The organism is Bifidobacterium sp., assembly GCF_050874245.1.
GTDB lineage: Bacteria > Actinomycetota > Actinomycetes > Actinomycetales > Bifidobacteriaceae > Bifidobacterium.
Window position 1 is genome coordinate 1 of sequence record NZ_JBNMKH010000020.1, and the last position, 17,826, is coordinate 17,826.

At 59.4% G+C, this 17,826-nt stretch carries 15 protein-coding genes; 3 read left to right on the forward strand and 12 right to left on the reverse strand.

From position 1 onward, the window contains the following. The coding region (locus ACR0P8_RS03585; protein ID WP_432623750.1) for an ABC transporter substrate-binding protein at positions 1–1,383 on the reverse strand (1,383 nt) is incomplete at its 3' end. Positions 1,384–1,562: 179 nt separating this feature from the next. Here ACR0P8_RS03585 and coaBC point away from each other — a divergent pair. Continuing rightward, positions 1,563–2,834 carry a bifunctional phosphopantothenoylcysteine decarboxylase/phosphopantothenate--cysteine ligase CoaBC gene (gene coaBC / locus ACR0P8_RS03590; protein WP_432623752.1) on the forward strand — a complete coding sequence of 424 codons (1,272 nt, stop codon included), beginning with the start codon at positions 1,563–1,565 and terminating at the stop codon, positions 2,832–2,834. Between the two features lie 58 nt (positions 2,835–2,892). Next, positions 2,893–3,663 carry a type III pantothenate kinase gene (locus ACR0P8_RS03595; protein ID WP_432623754.1) on the forward strand — a complete coding sequence of 257 codons (771 nt, stop codon included), beginning with the start codon at positions 2,893–2,895 and terminating at the stop codon, positions 3,661–3,663. 31 nt (positions 3,664–3,694) lie between these two features. On the opposite strand, the gene ACR0P8_RS03600 is transcribed toward ACR0P8_RS03595, so the two are convergent. The 11 genes from ACR0P8_RS03600 to ACR0P8_RS03650 all read right to left on the reverse strand — a co-directional run bounded on the left by ACR0P8_RS03600 (position 3,695) and on the right by ACR0P8_RS03650 (position 16,778). Beyond that, positions 3,695–5,062, reverse strand: coding sequence for an ABC transporter substrate-binding protein (locus ACR0P8_RS03600; RefSeq protein WP_432623797.1), 1,368 nt, complete (start codon positions 5,060–5,062; stop codon positions 3,695–3,697). A 241-nt stretch (positions 5,063–5,303) separates the two neighbouring features. Beyond that, a complete protein-coding gene (gene sstT, locus ACR0P8_RS03605) occupies positions 5,304–6,596 on the reverse strand; it encodes a serine/threonine transporter SstT (RefSeq protein WP_432623756.1) in 1,293 nt (430 codons plus the stop codon). 128 nt (positions 6,597–6,724) lie between these two features. Continuing rightward, positions 6,725–9,187, reverse strand: a complete 2,463-nt coding sequence (locus ACR0P8_RS03610) for a putative bifunctional diguanylate cyclase/phosphodiesterase (RefSeq protein WP_432623758.1) — start codon at positions 9,185–9,187, stop codon at positions 6,725–6,727. Between the two features lie 67 nt (positions 9,188–9,254). After that, positions 9,255–9,992 (reverse strand): pseudouridine synthase, encoded by a 738-nt coding sequence (locus ACR0P8_RS03615; protein ID WP_432623760.1) that lies wholly within the window; start codon positions 9,990–9,992, stop codon positions 9,255–9,257. Between the two features lie 55 nt (positions 9,993–10,047). Further along, positions 10,048–11,940, reverse strand: coding sequence for a glutamine--fructose-6-phosphate transaminase (isomerizing) (gene glmS, locus ACR0P8_RS03620; RefSeq protein WP_432623762.1), 1,893 nt, complete (start codon positions 11,938–11,940; stop codon positions 10,048–10,050). A 92-nt stretch (positions 11,941–12,032) separates the two neighbouring features. Continuing rightward, positions 12,033–12,656, reverse strand: coding sequence for a hypothetical protein (locus ACR0P8_RS03625; RefSeq protein ID WP_432623764.1), 624 nt, complete (start codon positions 12,654–12,656; stop codon positions 12,033–12,035). A gap of 160 nt (positions 12,657–12,816) precedes the next feature. Beyond that, positions 12,817–13,356 (reverse strand): hypothetical protein, encoded by a 540-nt coding sequence (locus tag ACR0P8_RS03630; protein ID WP_231485427.1) that lies wholly within the window; start codon positions 13,354–13,356, stop codon positions 12,817–12,819. Beyond that, positions 13,331–13,630 (reverse strand): hypothetical protein, encoded by a 300-nt coding sequence (locus ACR0P8_RS03635; protein ID WP_044279541.1) that lies wholly within the window; start codon positions 13,628–13,630, stop codon positions 13,331–13,333. The genes ACR0P8_RS03630 and ACR0P8_RS03635 overlap by 26 nt, the downstream gene beginning before the upstream one ends. Before the next feature lie 123 nt (positions 13,631–13,753). After that, positions 13,754–14,932, reverse strand: a complete 1,179-nt coding sequence (locus ACR0P8_RS03640; protein ID WP_432623767.1) for a hypothetical protein — start codon at positions 14,930–14,932, stop codon at positions 13,754–13,756. Further along, a complete protein-coding gene (locus tag ACR0P8_RS03645) occupies positions 14,929–15,627 on the reverse strand; it encodes an ATP-binding cassette domain-containing protein (protein WP_003808456.1) in 699 nt (232 codons plus the stop codon). Before ACR0P8_RS03645 ends, ACR0P8_RS03640 begins: the two co-directional genes overlap by 4 nt. Next, positions 15,624–16,778, reverse strand: coding sequence for a hypothetical protein (locus tag ACR0P8_RS03650; protein WP_229086330.1), 1,155 nt, complete (start codon positions 16,776–16,778; stop codon positions 15,624–15,626). Before ACR0P8_RS03650 ends, ACR0P8_RS03645 begins: the two co-directional genes overlap by 4 nt. A 344-nt stretch (positions 16,779–17,122) precedes the next feature. On the opposite strand from ACR0P8_RS03650, the gene ACR0P8_RS03655 reads away from it, so the two are divergent. Beyond that, complete coding sequence (locus tag ACR0P8_RS03655) at positions 17,123–17,824, forward strand: response regulator transcription factor (protein WP_229029410.1); 702 nt, start codon at positions 17,123–17,125, stop codon at positions 17,822–17,824. The last annotated feature ends 2 nt before the right edge of the window (positions 17,825–17,826 follow it).

Genomic DNA, 17,826 nt, shown 5'->3' on the forward strand with positions numbered 1-17,826 from the left:
CCACTTGTAGAAGTCGTGGCTTTCGGCGTGGTCCACCAGCGAGAGCTCGTAGTCGCCGTTGGTGTGCACGTCCTGCAGCCAGGTGGAGAATTCCACGTAGTTGATCTTCAGGTCGATGCCGATTTTGGCGAGCTGGCTTTTGAGCTGGTCGCCGAGCTCGGTGCCGTAGGTGTTGGCGTAGGTGAGGGTGAGCTTCAGCGGATTGTCGGTGGAGTATCCGGCTGCGCTCATGAGTTGCTTGGCCTTGTCCACGTTGTACGGATACAGGCCGGTCAGGTCCTCGTAGCCCGGGTCTACGGACGGAATCGGGCCTCCGAGCGCGTAATCGACGTTTCCGCGGGAGGCGATGATCTCCTTGTGGTTGATGCCGTAGCGGATGGCTTGGCGGACGCGCTTGTCCTTGAGCTTGCTGTTCGCGCAGTTGAACGCGAGCACGAATTTGTCGCTTCCGTCGGCCGCGGACACCCGATACGTATTCGTATCAAGCGATTTGGCGAGTGTGGCGTTCACCGGGGAGAGCACGTCGACGTCGCCGCTTTTGAGCGCGTTGACGGCCGCGTTGTCATCGTTGATGAATTTGAGCACCACATGTTCGGTGGCCGGCTTGTGCGCCGACCCCCAGTATTTCGCATTGGCCTTGAGCACCATCTTGCTGGCCGGGTCGAAGGACTCCACGGTGTACGGGCCGGAACCGACCGCCTCGGTCTTCGCGTCGTATTTGGCGTTTCTGTCGAACACCAGTCCCGGACGCCCGGTCAGATACCACAGGAAGTTGGAGTCGGGGGCAGAAAGCGTGAGTCTGACGGTGTCGGAATCCACGGCTTCGGCCTTGTCGAGGCTTTCCACCTGGTTGACGTTGTAGTACTGCTTCTCCTTAAGCTGGTTGATGGACCATGCCACGTCGTCGGCGTCGAGCTTGTCACCATTGGAGAAGCGCACGTTCTTGTTGAGGTGGAACGTGTAGGTTTTTCCGTCCTTGGAGATGTCCCAGGATTTCGCGATGCCCGGACGCACGTTGTTATCGGAGTCGCGGGACAACAGGCCTTCATATACGTTGCCGATCAGCACCTGTTCGATGGCGGAGCCGGATTGGTGGCGGATGTCAAGGCTGGCTGGCGCGAGTTTGAGACCTATGGAGATGGTATCGGCTTTCGACCCATCGGCACCGTCCGCACCGGTTTTTTCACGCGATACCGCAATGGCCACGATGATGGCGATGACGGCGATGACCGCCACAAGCGCGTAAACCCATTTCCTCGGACCTGTCGATTTCGGCGTTTTGGCGCGCGCATTCAGCGTGGCGTCGGTGCTGGCCGCGTCGTTTTGTCCGTTCTTCCGTTCGGTTGCGTCGGCTTCGCCGTACGCACCTGAAGATGCTGACATGATTGCTCCTATATTCCGTTATGCTTGTTCGGCTGACCGCCCGTAGGGTCGATCGCCGATGTCCGATTCTACCGTCCGCCATGCCCGTGGCGTTCCGCGCGGGGCATGACCATGGTTATATACTGAACGCGGAGCCGGTGCCATGCGGACGACCGGCATGATCGACAAGGCGGTTTTTCATGGCGCATATTCTTCTGGGGGTCACCGGCAGCATCGCCGCATTCAAGGCCTGTCACCTGGCTTCCGATTGGAGCAAGCAGGGTCATGAGGTGCGCGTGGTGATGACCGCCGCGGCGCAGGAGTTCGTCACTCCCCTGACGTTCAGCTCACTGACGCACACGCCGACGCGCACGTCCATGTTCGCCGGCGGACTTGATTCCGGCGATGTTGCCGACATTCCGACTCGTCCTCTGCGGATTGGCCATATCGCCGACGCGAAGTGGGCGGACATCGTGGTCGTCGCGCCGGCGAGCGCCGACATCATCGCGAAAATCGCCTGCGGCATCGCCGACGACCAGCTCACCAGCACCGTGCTCGCCTACGACGAGGGACCGAAGATTCTGTGCCCCGCCATGAACGTGCATATGTATGCGAACGCGGCGACGCAACGCAACATCGCGACCTGCAAGGAACTTGGCTGGACCGTCGTCGAGCCGGAAAGCGGCATGCTGGCCTGCGGCGACGCCGGCAAAGGGCGTATGGAGGAGCCGGCCGGCATCGAAGCGGCCGCGGACGAGCTGCTGCTCGCGAATCGTCCGGATGAGGAGCTGCCGCTCAAGGGGCTCAACGTGCTGGTCACCGCGGGTCCCACGCAGGAGCCGCTTGACCCGGTGCGTTTCCTGACCAACCATTCCACCGGCAAGATGGGGTATGCGCTGGCCGAAACGGCGCGCGACCTGGGAGCGCGGGTGACGCTCGTGTCCGGGCCCGTGGCGCTTGAAAAACCGTACGGCGTGGACACAATCGCCGTCGCCACCGCACGGGACATGTTCGACGCGGTGCGAGGCCGGTTCGACAAGGCGGACATCACCGTCATGGCCGCTGCGGTGGGCGATTTCCGCCCGGTCGAACAAGCTGCGGACAAAATCAAGAAGGACGGACGGACGAGCATCGAACTCGAGCTCACGTCGAATCCGGATATCCTGGCATGGGCGGGCGAGCGCAAACATGCCGGCCAGATTCTGTGCGGCTTCGCCATGGAGACGCGCGACCTTGAAGCGAATGCCGCGAAGAAGCTCGCCGCCAAGCATTGCGACATGCTGGTGGCCAACAATCTACGTACCCCCGGTGCCGGCTTCGCGGCCGATACGAACGTGGTGACGGTGCTGACGCCCGGCACGGACGCGGAATCGCCCGTCATCGAGCATTGGGACAAGATGGGCAAGGACTCGCTGGCACAACGTCTGCTCGGCCGGCTTGCCGCCATGCGTGCCGAAGACGGACGCAGATGATCGTCCGAAGACATAACAATCGATGGAATATACGCGAAACGCGAAGGAGAAACGCAGCATGCTTCTGATGGCCGTGGACATCGGCAACACCAATGTCGTGATCGGATTCCTTGATGGGGACCGCATCGCGGGAACGTACCGCATCACCACCAAGGCGAACCACACCTCCGACGAATACGGGCTGATGATCACGCAGTTCCTGGGATTGAGCGGCTACGGACCACACGACGTCGATGACGTGATCATCTCGTCCGTGGTGCCGAAGGTCATGCATTCGTTCCGCGCGAGCATTGTGAAGTTCCTCGGCATCGATCCGATGATTGTGGGACCGGGGGTCAAAACAGGGCTCAATATCCGCATGGACAATCCGCAGAGCATGGGCGCGGACTGTATCGCCGACTGCGCCGGCGCGTACTACGAATACGGCGGGCCCATTCTGGTCGCCGATTTCGGTACAGCCACCACGTTCAACTACGTCACCGGGGACGCGGCTGTGATTTCGGGACTGATCACCACCGGCATCCGCACCGCGGCGGCCGCGTTGTGGGAGGGAACTGCGCAGCTGCCGGAAGTGGAGATCACCCGTCCGAAGTCGATTCTCGCCAAATCGACGAAACCTGCCATGCAGGCGGGCCTGTATTACAACTTCCTCGGCGGCATCGAACGGACGATCGCGCAGTTCCATCAGGAGATCGACGAGGACTTCCGTGTGGTGGCGACGGGTGGCTTGAGCCGCGTGTTTGCCAATGACACGGACATGATCGACATCTACGACCCTGATCTGATCTTCAAAGGCATGCGGCACATCTACGAACGCAACGTCCGCTAGATTCGACGAACGTCATCCACTAACATCGCCGTTACTGGATGACGAAGCCCTGATTGGCCCCATACTCCTCCAGGTCCTTCTGCCATCGTGAGATGCCGCCTTTGAGCTTGATACGGTCGGACGATTCCGTGTTCTTCAGCGCGTCTCCGATGCTGGAGGTGTCGGACACCTGCCCACCGGCTGCGATGATGTCGAGCCTGTCCTGCTCCTTGCGCAGCATGCTCGACCACTTGTAGGCCTTCCCCACCGTGGAGCGGAAATCGCCTCGCGCATACACTTCAAACGGCAGATACTGGTATCCGGTCGACACGTTCTCCGCGGCACGAGAAAGCACGCGGTTGTATTCCTGGCCGCCGAAATACGGTATTTCGATGCCACGGTCGTCGGTCACCGTGGTCCTGCTGAGGAATTTCGGATCGGACAGCGTGTCGTTGTCGGCGGGGAAAGCGCCGCCATCCACACGGGTTTTGATGCCTTTGGCGTTGTGGCATGCGTATTCGATGAAGCGGTACGACGCCTCGGGCTTGCGGGAGCGTTGCAGCACGGCGAGTGCCGAGCCGCCGTTCTCCGACGTGACGGCCTTGCCGTCGGGCGTCGGCATCTGGGACACACGCCACAGGCCGGCGGCGCCGGGGATATCGGACATGAGCAACGACGGCAGCCAAGCACCCGAGAACAGCGAGGCGACCTTGCCCTGTCCCACGGCCGACTTCCAAGAATCCGACCATGTGGTGAGGTTCGTCGCCACCAGCCCCTCGTCGATCATCTTCTGCCAGAATTCGGTGAATTCGCGGGTGCCTTCATCCTCGGTGAGTTTGATCGTCACGTTCTTGCCGTCGTTGGACGTGGAGAACGGGCGGCCTCCGGCGAGCCAGATCATCGTGTCGTAGAAACTCGCATCCCCCGAATCGGCGGTGATGTACACGCCGATCTTCTTGAGTTTCTTCGCCGCCTCATAGTATTCGTCCCACGTGCGGATCTTGGACGCGTCCACGCCGACCTGTTCGAACACGCTGTCGTTATAGAAGAACGCCATCGGACCGGAGTCCATGGGCAATCCGTACACGCGGCCATTCAACTGCACCGAGGACCATGTGCCGGGCGTGTAGAAATCCGAATATCCCGCCGTCTTGCCGGTGATGGCCACCAACTGGCTGCTGACCGCGTACTGACGCAGCGCGTAGTATTCAAGCTGCACCACATCGGGGATGCCGTAGCCGTCCTGAATGGCGTTGTTGAGTTTGTCGTAGCCGCTGGTGTTCTTCCAGATGACACGGATGTCAGGATTCGCCTTTTCGAAGCCGGCTATGACCTGCTTCATACTCGGCTCCCACGACCATACGGTGATGGTCGTGCGTGTGTCCTCGTCGGCTCCGCATGCGGCCGCACCCATCGTCATGACACAGGCGCAGCAGATGGCGACAAGCCGCCTCACCAATTTCAGTCCCACGCCCGCGATCCTCCGTATCCTTTTTCCATTGCGATCGATACCAACTCCAGATTATACGGAAAGTCTGCGTACAGTCTCCGGCAAACAACCGCTTCTATAGGAAACGGACACGAAACGATGCTGTTCCGCGTCCGTTTTTCCATACACGATCGTCCGTCATGCCGATGGCATGCAGGACCGATGAGCCGAATCAGGCTTCAATACCGAGCTTGGCACGTTCCTTCTTGGAATACATGAAGGCCGGCAGCTGACGACCCCGCTTAATCCAGGAATGATATTCGGCGGTGGCCGCGAACTCCACGTCGGAGGCGGAGTTCAGGCAGGTCTCCACGGAATCCTGGACGACGCCGATGATGAAGCCGACGCCCACCACCTGCATGGCGATGTCGTTGTTGATGCCGAACAGCGAGCAGGCCATCGGAATGAGCAGCAGCGAACCACCCGCCACGCCGGAGGCACCGCACGCGCCGAGCGCGGAGACCACGGACAGCAGGATGGCGGCCGGCAGACTGATCTGGATGCCGAGCGTGTTGGCCGCGGCCATGGCCATGACGGTGATGGTGATGGCTGCACCGTTCATGTTGATGGTGGCGCCCAGCGGGATGGACACGGAATACATATCCTTATCCAGGCCGAGCTTCTCGCACAGCTGCATGTTCACGGGGATGTTGGCGGCCGACGAACGGGTGAAGAATGCGGTCAGGCCGGATTCCTTGAAGCAACGGTAGACCAGCGGATACGGGTTGCGGCGCAGGAACAGGAAGATGACCAGCGGTCCGAACACGAGCGCCATGAGCAGCATGGTGCCGACGAGCAGGAGCAGCAGGCTGCCGTACTTGGTGAAGGCCGAAAGGCCGTTGTCAGCCACATTGGTGAACACCAGGCCCATGATGCCGAACGGGGCGAGGTTGATGACCCAGCGGATCACTTGGGAGACGCTGTCGGCCACGTTGGCCATGAACGTCTTGGAGCTTTCGGTGGCGATGGACTTCATGGCCAGACCGAACAAGCAGGCCCACATCAGGATGCAGATGTAGTTGCCGTCGATGATGGCCTGAATCGGATTGGCCACGATGTTGGTCAGCATGGTCTGAATCACTTCGGAAAGCCCCTTGGGCACCACATCGGCCTTGGCGGCCTTGCCCAGGGACAGGGTCTGCGGGAAGGCGCGGGATGTCAGCACGGCCACGACCGCGGACAGGAACGTGGTGAACAGGTACAGGAACAGCACAGTGCCGAAGCGACGGTCAAGCCTGGAGCTACCCTGCGCGAGGGCGCTGGCCACCAGCACGAACACCAGAATCGGGGCCACGGCCTTCAATGCGGACACGAACAGGGTGCCGAATTCTCCGATCCAGCTGGCAGAAGGCCAGACCAGTGCGAAAACCGTTCCGATAATCAGGCCGAGGATGATACGCAGGATCAAACCCGTGCCGTTGTATTTGTTGACCGCCTTCTTGATCAGCGACGTTATGCCTTTCATTGTCCTTCTCTCTGCAAGGGGCCCGTAATCAAGCCCTTGGTCTCTCGAACACGCATATCGTAGCGGATGCGTGTTTCGAACCCGCTAATCCGTCCATATCGGCATAACTCGTACGTGCTCCCCGCGGTTCAGGCGGCCTTGTACGCTATCCGCAGAAACGAATCAGTGAAGCGATCCACGGGAACGGGCCTGCTGTACAGATACCCCTGCACCTGATCGGCTCCGATCGCACGGACGAAATCCAACTGGTTCCTGTCCTCGACGCCTTCGACGACCACCGTGACGTTCATGCGATGGGCCGAGTCCACCAGATCCTTCAGCACGATTTCACGGCGGTCCCTGACCCTGCCTTCCAAGCCGAGCACCAGCTCGCGCGCGATCTTCAACCGGTCTATCTCGTTCGACGAGAAAGCATACAGATCGGAATACTCCGTGCCGAAATCGTCGAGCGCGATGGTAAAACCCTCCGCGCGCAACTTGGAAATGGCTTTGTTCTCCTTCTCGAGGTCGGCGATGGGCATGGTCTCGAGAATCTCGAATGCGATATCGCCATGATCCACGCCGTACTCGTCGATGATGGACACCGCCTGTTCCACGAAATCGTCATGCTCGAAATCAGCCCGGGAGAAATTCACCGAAATCTGCGGGAAACGCAGCCCCTCATTCTTCCATCCGACTATCGCCTGGCATACCAAGGAAAGCATATGCTCGTCGAGCATCATGCACAGGCCGCTACGTTCCAAATCGGGAACGAACGTACCCGGACTGACCACGGTGCCGTCGGACCGAATCCAACGGGTCAACGCCTCGGCGCCGGAAAGCCGACCGGTTCGCACGTCGCACTTGGGCTGGATATACAGTTTGAATTCATCATGTTCGATCGCCGAACAGAGCAGATGAGTGTCGAAACGTTCATGGTCCGTGTTCTTCGTGGAACCATTCTGGTACACGTCCATATGTTGCCGACCTTTTTCATTCATGGCGGGAAGCGTCATTTCGGAATTATCCGATGTGTACATACCTTTTCCGGAGGGACCTGACACCAATAGTTCGTCATAAACATGGTAGCAGTCCTTGCCGATATTCTTCGCCGCGTACAGAGCCTTGTCCGCACGCTCGTACAACTGCATGTACGTGGCTTTCGGGAAGGAGCGCGCGACACCCACACTGATGGACAGGTCCTGCCGCTGCTTATAGCTCATCAGACATGAGCGGGAATTCGCCATGAGCCGTTCGAGTTTGGCATGGAGCTCGCCGTCGGTCAGATCGCCCTCGCAGAACACGATGAACTCGTCCCCGCCCATGCGCGTGACCACGTCCGAGGAACGGAACGAGGAATGAAGCACACTGGCGAAGGACTTCAGCACTTGGTCTCCCCGTGCGTGCCCCAGCTCATCGTTCACCCGTTTGAAGTTGTCCATGTCCATGATCATGAACACGCCTTCGCCGCCGTCGGACAGATACTCGCTGATGGCCTGGCGGGCGGCGCGGATGTTGAGCAGACCGGTCAGGGTGTCCGTGTCCGCCAGCTTGTGCAGATCGGCCATGCGTTTGACCATGGCCTCCCTTGCCACGATCTCCTCGTTCACGTTCTTGATGGTGCCGAAGTACATGCCGGAGCTGTGCATGCATTGGAACCGCACATATTGGCCGTTCTCAAGGCGGATGACCCGCTCGTCGATGTCATGGCTGGGCGCCGAGCAGATGAACGACCGGAGCCTGTCCGATGGATGCTTTCCGGATTCGCAGTAGATGTCGAGCTTGTCCATGTCCGGGATAAGCGTCCGCAGGTTCTTGGAATACAGGATCACATCCGTGGAGGGGATGTACTGGTAGAACGCGAAATCCGCCCCGGAAATGCTGTCCAGCAGATCGAATCGGGTCTTTTCCTCCCGATAGAAGGTTTTCAGTTCGTTCAGACAGTCGAAGATCTGCTGCACTTCCTCTGTCTGGGCCTGCCTGTGATGAACCGTCGTGTCGCCGTTGAGATAGGCGTTGATGTCGCGCTCGACCACCACCAGATCGTTCAGCACGAGCTGTTCGGATGCCCGTCGGACCGCCCATTCTAGGAGGCAGAGCACGAATATGATGATCACGAGGTTCGCCACGACGCTTCCCAGCGAATTCATCAGCAGTTTATGGATCGGTACCAGAACCACCACCATATATCCGGATGAGCGTTTGACGGACGCCAACACCGGCTTGCCATGCATCAGCGTGAGCCTCGCCTTGCCTAGATGTTTCCTCGCCCATTGCAGGCGCGCCGCATCGTCATGGGTATCGTCGCTCACATCCCCGTTCGATGCCAGGACCTTCCCAGTGGAGGCATCAAGCACCTGCCCTCTCCACCCGGGGTTGGCGGCGAGTTCCGGAAAGGACCTCCCCATGTCCGTTCCAAGCACACGAATCGCGTTGGTCGCATACTGTTCGGTCGCGTCCACAGCCCAATTCATCGAGAAACCAACGGTAATGGCGGTGGCCGCCACACACATCAACGCTCCGAAAAGGTATGAAACACGCCTGTATCGGGCAACGAAAGCCTGTTCCAGCGTCTTACGGGACCGTCCGCCCGCGCGCACTGAGTCACCCATGGTCACCGCTTCCCTTCCATAGCCTGGATCGCGGCGCCACGCGTCGCGCCTTAGCAACATCACACCATCATACGGCCCCATGCGTCCTGACGCCCAAGGGCACTTGGGAGACGAAGCGCCGCCGCACGCCGCTTATCGGATCGACGAATTCCAACGACCTGGCGACCAGTTCCAGCGGCCGGGAGAAGTCATCGTACGCCCGTTGCACCACGTCGGGGTAGAAATCATCGCCGAGAATCGGCAGGCCAAGCGAATCCATATGGACGCGAAGCTGATGCGTCTTGCCGGTTTTCGGATGCAACGTGTAGTTCACGAACGGTTTTCCATCGATGCGCCGCACGTCGTTCCCGCGCTCGATCAGCGTCTCCGCGTTCGGCGTATCGGCGCTTTCGTACGCCTGCAATCGGCCGCGGTCCTTGTTGATGCGCGACCTGCGCACCATCGGAAACGGTCGATGCCGGTCGATCAGTTCGACTGTTCCGTAGCGGGGACGCTGCGGCGGTGCGAGTGGTGCCAAGCATTCGTAGGTCTTGACCGTCCTGTGATTCTGGAAGAGCATCTGGCATGCACCCCGCACGGCCGGATCGCGCACGAACACGACGATGCCCGCGGTCGGACGGTCCAGCCGGTGCGCGGGCACGATGTCTGGCTCGCCGCATCGTTCGCGCAGACGGATCAGCGCCGTTTCCCGATACCACATGCCACGTGGGGTCGTGGCCAGGAAATGCGGCTTGTCGATGACAAGGATGTGCTCATCCTCATACAGGATCTCGTATTCGAAGGGAATATGAGGCTCCTCGGTCACGTATCTGTGCCTGCGCCCGGCATTCGATCCGTTTCTCGGCCCCTTGCCCAGTCCGTTATTCAACGGTGACTGACTTGGCAAGATTGCGCGGCTTGTCCACGTCGTAGTTCTTGAGCTTGGCCATGTCCATGGCGAACAGCTGCAGTGGTACCACGTCCACCAGCGGGCTCATCAGCGTCGGGCAGGCGGGACGCCAGAACACCACGTCGGCGTAACGCTCCACATCCGGATCGTTCTCCTCGGCCACGGCGATGATGTAGGCGCCTCGGGCCTTGACCTCCTCGATGCCGGAGATGACCTTGGCGTGCAGCACGTTGCGTCCACGCGCGGGCGGCACGATGAACACGACCGGCTCGCCCTCATCGACCAGCGCGATCGGACCATGCTTGAGCTCTCCCGCTGCGAAGCCCTCGGTGAAGGTGTAGGCAATCTCCTTGAGCTTCAGCGCACCTTCCATGGCGACCGGATACCCCACATGACGTCCGAGGAACAGGAAGGACTTCGCGTCCACCATCTGCTTGGCGGCCTCCTGCACGGTCTTGGTCTGGGTGTCGAGAACCCACTGGATCTTGCGAGGCATGTCCTTCAGGGAGTCCAGGGTCTGGGCGATCTCATCCCTGTACATGGCGCCTTTGACCTGCGCCAGATACAGACCGAGCACGTAGGCGGCGGTGATCTGCGCCACGAACGCCTTGGTGGACGCGACCGCCACTTCCGGACCGGCATGGGTGTAGAGCACCGCGTCGGATTCACGCGGAATGGATGCGCCCTGCGTGTTGCAGATGGCCAACACCTTGGACCCCTGTTCACGCGCGTGGCGCAACGCCATCAGCGTGTCCATGGTCTCGCCGGACTGCGAAATGGCCACCACCAACGTTCGGGGGGTGAGGATCGGGTCACGGTAGCGGAATTCGTGGGCGAGTTCCACTTCTACCGGAATGCGCACCCAATGCTCGATGGCGTATTTGGCCACCATGCCCGCGTACGCGGCCGTGCCGCAGGCGATGACGATGATCTTGTCGATGGCTTTGAAATCATGCTCGTCGATGCGCACCTCATCGAGGTTGATGTTGCCGTTCTCGTCGAGACGCCCCAGCAGAGTGCGCTGCACGGCGGCCGGATCCTCATGGATCTCCTTGTCCATGAAGGAGTCCCAACCGCCCTTTTCAGCGGCGGACGCATCCCAGTCCACGGTGTAGGTCTTCGGATCGGGCACGATGTTGCCCATGAAGTCGGAGACGACGACCTTGTCTGCGGACACCATCACGGCCTGGTCCTGGTCGATTTCCATGGCGCGCTTGGTGTAGGCCACGAACGCGGCCACGTCGGAGCCGAGGAAGTTCTCGCCTTCGCCAAGACCGACCACCAGCGGCGAATCGTGACGGGCGCCGACCACGATGTCCGGCTGGCGCACATCGGTGGCGAGGATGGTGAACGCGCCTTCCAGCATGCGTGCGAGACGGCGGACGGCCTTGAACAGGTCAGGCTTGCCGGTCTCTTCGATGATCTTGTCGCTGATCTTGCCCAGCAGCTTCGCCGCGACCTCCGTATCGGTTTCGGAAACGAAATGGTAGCCTTCCGTCTGCAGGTCGAGACGCAGCTGGGACGCGTTTTCGATGATGCCGTTGTGGATGATGGCCACTTTGCCGTCACGCGAGGTGTGCGGATGCGCGTTGGTGTCGTTCGGCACGCCGTTGGTGGCCCAACGGGTGTGGCCGATGCCCACGGTGGCTTCCGGCATCGGATCGCGTTCGATGTCCTGCACCAGGTTGGCCAGACGTCCGGCCTTCTTACGGACGGCCACACGCTCCATGCCAGGCGCCGTCAGCGCCACGCCGGCCGAATCATATCCGCGGTATTCCAATCGCTGAAGTCCTTGGAGACACACCTCCAAAGGCTTGCCGCACGCGGTCCGAACATTTCCTGCATATCCTACGATTCCACACATAGCTCACCAGTGTATCGGACGGATATGTCACCTGCTCACGGCAAAAACCACTTTCACACAACCCGCCAGCGGGAGAACGGTGGTGCAAGACTTCAGGCTTCTGTTTGGCACGCAATGTACTGTTTCGCCTTTGCAGCATCGTACCCGGGTACTGATTCATCGAAATACTTGCCGAATACGTCCTTGTCCTTGTTCTCGTCGCTGACGATCGCCTTGTAGTCATCCACCGTCATGGATTGTTCGGCGAGCCCGTTTTTCTTCAGGCATTGGAGCAACGGTACCGCTGGATCCTCGTTCTTGGGATTGCTTTTCATGCTGTCGTGCAGAATGCTCATGCTGGTGAAATCATTGTCCTCGTCGCATTGGGCGACAGCGGAATCGCCATCGCTTTGGCTCATTCCGGCGGGATACGTGGTTTGCATGCCGCCTTGCGAGTCAAAAGTGACATCGACGCCTTGCTGTTTCGCGCAATCGCTGAAATGCTCGCTGAGTTCGTTGAACTCTTCGTCGGTGATTTTGCTGTCCTTCAGTATCTTCTTGGTCAGGGACTGGTGTGCATCATCGTAGGTGCGTTTGATTTGTTGCGCGTAGTATCCGGTGAAGACGGTGCCGTCCTTCGCAGTGGCGCTACTCGATGCACTTGTCGCGGTGCCAGTGGACGGAGCGGTATGTCCTCCGCCCGCACAGCCCGAAAGCAATGTTGCACAGCACGCCATGGCGCATACCATGACTGTCACAGCGGTGTGACGGTTCCCCCTATTGTTGGTCTTTTTCATGATTTCACTTCTCGGAGTGGTGATTCTTTCGTTTCGCAGAGTCGGAAGGTGGGCTTGTGCCGCGAGTCCCGTAGCGCAAGCCCGCCTTCGCGGTTATTTATCATTTGGATTGATCGTTATCATCGGGATGTTCATGGACGTATACGTAGTGGGACAGATCGTTGATCTTATACCCGTCGTAACGTTCCATGCATTGCTTCGCAATCTTGTTCATCCTCTTCGCATTCGCACCATGGTATGGAGTCGGTGTCGTCGTGCCTTCCTCCCAAATGAAGGTGATGAAATCATCTTCGCTTTGAGCTTGGGCATCTACGCAACCCTCGACTTTGAATTCCAAAGCATTGATGTCCTTCTCGCTAATCTTGCCATCCTCTATGAGTCCCCGGGCAAAACCGGTCTGAAGGCTGTTGTACGTGTCTGCGAATTTTCGAGCGTATGGACCTTTGAACACATGTCCATTCTCGGCCTTCGCAGTGCTTTGCGATGGGGCTGGGGTCGCGTTCTGATGTCCCGAGCCGCAGGCGACGCACATCAGGCACGCCACGGCCACGCCGAAAATCAAAAACACATTTCGAATACGAGCAACGGTATGAGTCAACATCCCGAACCAATCACTAATACTTGCGCCAATGCGCATCATACGCTACCAACGGCTGCCCATGAGCATTTGCATATGACTTGTGATAAGTCGGAGCCCATTTTCCATAGGCGTTCCTCTTCGACCCATCATTCAATGAATATCTCAGGATGTGTTGTGAATACACACCCTGAGCCGTTGCCATGGAATACGTCCAGTACGCTACCCCGTAATTCCAGTAATCTTTCGCATTCGCGGTACCCGCCAATCCAGTGGCGAGCAGCAGCGATGCCGTAACCGCGGCTAATGCCGTCTTTACTTTCTTTACTTTTTTCATCGTTGAGACTCCTTCTTGCGCCTCGTAGGCGACGCCTCGTTGACGTCACGATTGCATTGTTTCGCACTTCATCGCACGATGCAAATCCTTGTCGTTAAAAACACTACGAATCCCAGCTTCCGGTCATCGATTCTTAAAATATCTAAACAGGTCACGTTCGCGAGTGACCAGCATCGCAAGCGTGACACCGGCCAACACACCCGCAAGGGCCGCCGCTGGAACTCTGGAAAGAATACCAACAAGCGTCGGTGAGGCAATGATGATCCCCGTATCCATATGGGTAATCGCCCAGATCGTCAATGGCAGCGTCACCAGTATCGCCGAACAGCACCAGACCAACGCCTCGAGCAGCATCTGCAGCCAGAGCGCGGTCTTGGGTTCGCCGCAATGCATGGCGGATGCAAGTTCGAGCCGCCTGACACGGACAACGGCGAATCCGATGAAGAACGCAATGACCAGCATCACGAGTGGAGCCAGTGCACTCTGTCTCTCCCGGAACGCCTTGACGGCATCCAACTTCGAGCCTTGCGTCGCATTCAATTGGCTGATCGTTGGTTGCTGCGAAGCATCCGAAGGCCATGAGGATACCGTGGATTGCAACAACGCCTGCAGGGCATCCGGAACCGGCCAGGTCTTCACCACGCACTGGTCGAAATCGTTTGCATCAACCGGAACCTGGCTGAGCGCCACATATTGGTAATTGGATGACCTACCGTCGTCCGGATACTGGAATACGCCGGCGATTCGTACACTGCCACCGGCATGCAATGCGAGTTTGCTTCCGGCGGAAGCGTTCACAGACTGCGCTGCCTGGGAGGAGAGCCAGATGCCATCGTAATCCCTGGTAGACAACGTAACAGTGCCGGAACGGGTCGAAGAAGCAAAGACACCAAGCGCCCCGGTCGTGGCATCAAGCGAAGGAATACTCGCAGATGGCAGGACGGCGGATGTGACCTTGTCGTTCTTCGACCGTAACGCGCCGGATGCGAGCACCCCGTCCACACTGGACAACCGTTCGCATGCTTCACCGCTAATCCTGCCTTTGAACTCGATGACGTACGTCGACGCGCCCGATGCGATATACCGGTCAACCTGCTGCGCTATTGACCGAATGCTGAACAGGTCGGCAGCAGACAACCCGCCGACCAACGCGGCGAGAATCAACATAAGCATGAACGCATGCGAGGTTCCGGACACGATATCCCGCCATGCTTCGTCCACGACACCACGCAGACGCATACGCCCTGTCTCAGCCGTATCCCGGTCAATGGCAGGCGCAACGGTATCTTGTTCCCGGCTCACTGGTAGTCCCTCAAATCGATGATGTCCGTGCACGCGTCGCGGGTGCGCGGATCATGTGTGGCGACCACGACAATCGCCCCTGATATCGACAACCCGTGCAAGGTTCGGTTCACGCTCGCCGCAGTCGCCAAATCAAGTTGTGCTGTCGGCTCATCCACAAGAAGCAGTCCCGCGTGGGAGGCGACCGCGCGCGCAAGCATCAGCCGCTGAGCTTCGCCACCGGACAGGTCACGGAACTGTTTGGCGGCAAGATGGTCAAGCCCGAACACGCGTAACAGTGACAAAGCGTGCTCTTCGGCTTCGTTCCTGCGGTCCCCGCGAGAAATATAGGGCAGTGCCACATGGTCGATGACTTTCCTACGCGCTACTCCATGAGGATTCTGCAATACCCAGCACACCCGACCGCATGAGACGCGTATGACCTTGCCCTGCGCTGGCTGCTGCCAGCCTGCGACAATGGACAATAACGTGGATTTGCCCGAACCAGAAGGACCAACCAACGCATAGACGCGCCGGGGATACAGCGTCATGGTGATATGTCTGAACAGCCAGTCGTCCCCGTCGAAACTGTGCCCGACATCGTCAAGCTGGACATGGGCAGACCGCTCATCACAGGAATCGTCCTGAACCGTACTGGTTCCCGCCAATCCTGCAACCGCGGGTCGTATGGACTCGAGCTGGTCTTGCACGCTCATCGGCACGCCTTGCCCGTGCTGGCGGGAACATTGACGGAAGTCAAGGATGCGCCGGATTCCACGCTGACCATCGATTTGCCAAGCTGGGAGGCGACCACATGGACGGCGACCGGCTTGCCGCGCGAAACCACGCATGCCGAATCCGCAGAGACGTCATACATCGCCGCCGGCGGCACCGAGACCACGTTCAGCGTTTTGGCGAGCTTCCAGCGGTACGTAACGTTGATGGTGTTCGAAGCAGTGTCTTGTCCCGTGTCGCTCTGAGATCCTGCGGTATCGGAGGCCTGCCCGGAGGCTGACGGCTGTTGAGCGGCACGGTATTCGTTGCTCGCACCGATGGCGGAGAGCAGGGAGGCGTCGGTGCTGTCCGCTGTCCGATCGGTGATGGTGAACGTCGCTCCATTGACTTCCATGACCCGATCACCTCGCAACATCGAGGAGTCATTGCGCCGGAACGTCGCACGAACCGGTTGGCTGGTAGTCGTCAGCACATCGGCTCCCTGCTCGACATGCCCGCCATATCGGGCCTGGCACTCCTTGACAGTCACCTTCTGTTGGGGCAACCATGCAAACAACGACGTATCGATGCTCCACTGGCGCTCCTGCGTGGCGCTCTGCGTCCCAGCGTGTGCGGCAAGTGCATTGAAGGCTTTCACTGTATCCCACGTCATCACGTCCGAATCCGGGGCCGTATATCCGAGCCGTCTGAGCTCCGCATTGAGCGCCGCGATATCGCCGCCCTTCATGCCACTGGTCATCGTCCGATACGGTGGTGTCCTCAGATACAGCGCGAGTTGGGGTTGTCCGTCAACGGCAATGAACGCGGAGCCTGATTCGATGCTGCTCCCGGACGCGCACTGTCTCAACTCCGTAACTACTCCCCCAACCGGAGCGGCTACGGAACCGGATTCGCTGCGTTCCACCGTGACGGTGACGGAACGCTCGTCATCATATGGTTCCGATTGCACGACGAGCGTGCCCGCGCGCGTAGTCGACTCGAACGCGGCAGGTTCGGGCTCACGGGTGAGCAGGAATCCGCCGCACACGCCGGCCGCCAGCATGACGAGCGCGAGCAGCACGGCCACGGAGACTGACACCGTGTTGCGGCCAGCGTTCCGGTTTCCACCGGTTTTTTGGTGATGCATCCGCATTCTGTGCTCCTTCGTGCAGAATCGAAACGTTGTCATTATCGGCGGGGAGGAATCCTCAGGCAAATCCTTGTCGTGCAAATACCTACACGGTCGCGATACTGGCACTCACGACAAACATGGCTTTGCGGTACGATTACCCGTTTTTCGTTGACTTTCCGCCGATACGGCACCTCATCTCCCAAGCAAATCATGATTGCGCATCTCACATTTTGGCGCTTTTTTGGAATATCCTGCGGAATGGTTTCCGTGAAACCCATCGTTTGACGCCAATCCGGCGGCGCCGACACAGAGCTATGCTGGTGTATGAATACCGTATTCGAACAAGCACAGAGCCAGGCACCATCATGAGCCAACAGCAGACACCATCCGCGACCGGCAGCGACCAGACGACGGGTACCGTGCAGGTCGTGCTCGTCGACAACGACATCCTGGCGCTGAAGATGCTGCGCGAGATCATGTCCGCGTGGCCGCGCGTCGCCATCACCTGGACCGAACATAACGGCTCGGACGCCTTCGACCACTACCGACAATGCGAATCCGGCATCCGCGATCTGCCGGACCTGTTCATCACCGACATCTCGATGCGCGGCCTGTCGGGCGTCGATATGAGCCGAGCCATCCGCTACACCAACGGCACGATGCCGATACTCGGCATCACTTCATACGAGCCGACCCAGTTCTACCATGATGCCGCCGACGCCGGCATGCAGGCGGTTATCGGCAAGAACGAGCTGTCGGCCCTCAAAAGCATCATCATGGAGGTCGCGGACACCGGCGCTCTCGCCGTCCGACCGCCCTTCGAGGTACCGGGGCGGGCGCATCTGCGCATCCGGCAGGAAGGCCTGCCGTACATCCTCTCGCTGAGTCAGCAGGAAAAGCAGGTGCTCACCATGTGTTCGCACGGATATAGCAACGCCGATATCGCGCAGGTGCTCGACGTTAGCCCGTCGACCATCAACACCTACATCACACGCGCGTCGCGCAAGATGGGCGTGGCCAGCAAACGGGAGGCAGTGGCGTTATGGACGAAAACCATCGGACTGTAGGC

Excerpts from the sequence above, each read along its gene's own strand:
- coaBC (WP_432623752.1), top strand. The coding sequence starts at position 1,563 with ATGGCGCATATTCTTCTGGGGGTCACCGGCAGCATCGCCGCATTCAAG.
- ACR0P8_RS03595 (WP_432623754.1), top strand. The coding sequence starts at position 2,893 with ATGCTTCTGATGGCCGTGGACATCGGCAACACCAATGTCGTGATCGGA.
- ACR0P8_RS03600 (WP_432623797.1), bottom strand. The coding sequence starts at position 5,062 with ATGACGATGGGTGCGGCCGCATGCGGAGCCGACGAGGACACACGCACG.
- sstT (WP_432623756.1), bottom strand. The coding sequence starts at position 6,596 with ATGAAAGGCATAACGTCGCTGATCAAGAAGGCGGTCAACAAATACAAC.
- ACR0P8_RS03610 (WP_432623758.1), bottom strand. The coding sequence starts at position 9,187 with ATGGGTGACTCAGTGCGCGCGGGCGGACGGTCCCGTAAGACGCTGGAA.
- glmS (WP_432623762.1), bottom strand. The coding sequence starts at position 11,940 with ATGTGTGGAATCGTAGGATATGCAGGAAATGTTCGGACCGCGTGCGGC.
- ACR0P8_RS03625 (WP_432623764.1), bottom strand. The coding sequence starts at position 12,656 with ATGGCGTGCTGTGCAACATTGCTTTCGGGCTGTGCGGGCGGAGGACAT.
- ACR0P8_RS03630 (WP_231485427.1), bottom strand. The coding sequence starts at position 13,356 with ATGATGCGCATTGGCGCAAGTATTAGTGATTGGTTCGGGATGTTGACT.
- ACR0P8_RS03635 (WP_044279541.1), bottom strand. The coding sequence starts at position 13,630 with ATGAAAAAAGTAAAGAAAGTAAAGACGGCATTAGCCGCGGTTACGGCA.
- ACR0P8_RS03645 (WP_003808456.1), bottom strand. The coding sequence starts at position 15,627 with ATGAGCGTGCAAGACCAGCTCGAGTCCATACGACCCGCGGTTGCAGGA.
- ACR0P8_RS03650 (WP_229086330.1), bottom strand. The coding sequence starts at position 16,778 with ATGCGGATGCATCACCAAAAAACCGGTGGAAACCGGAACGCTGGCCGC.
- ACR0P8_RS03655 (WP_229029410.1), top strand. The coding sequence starts at position 17,123 with ATGAGCCAACAGCAGACACCATCCGCGACCGGCAGCGACCAGACGACG.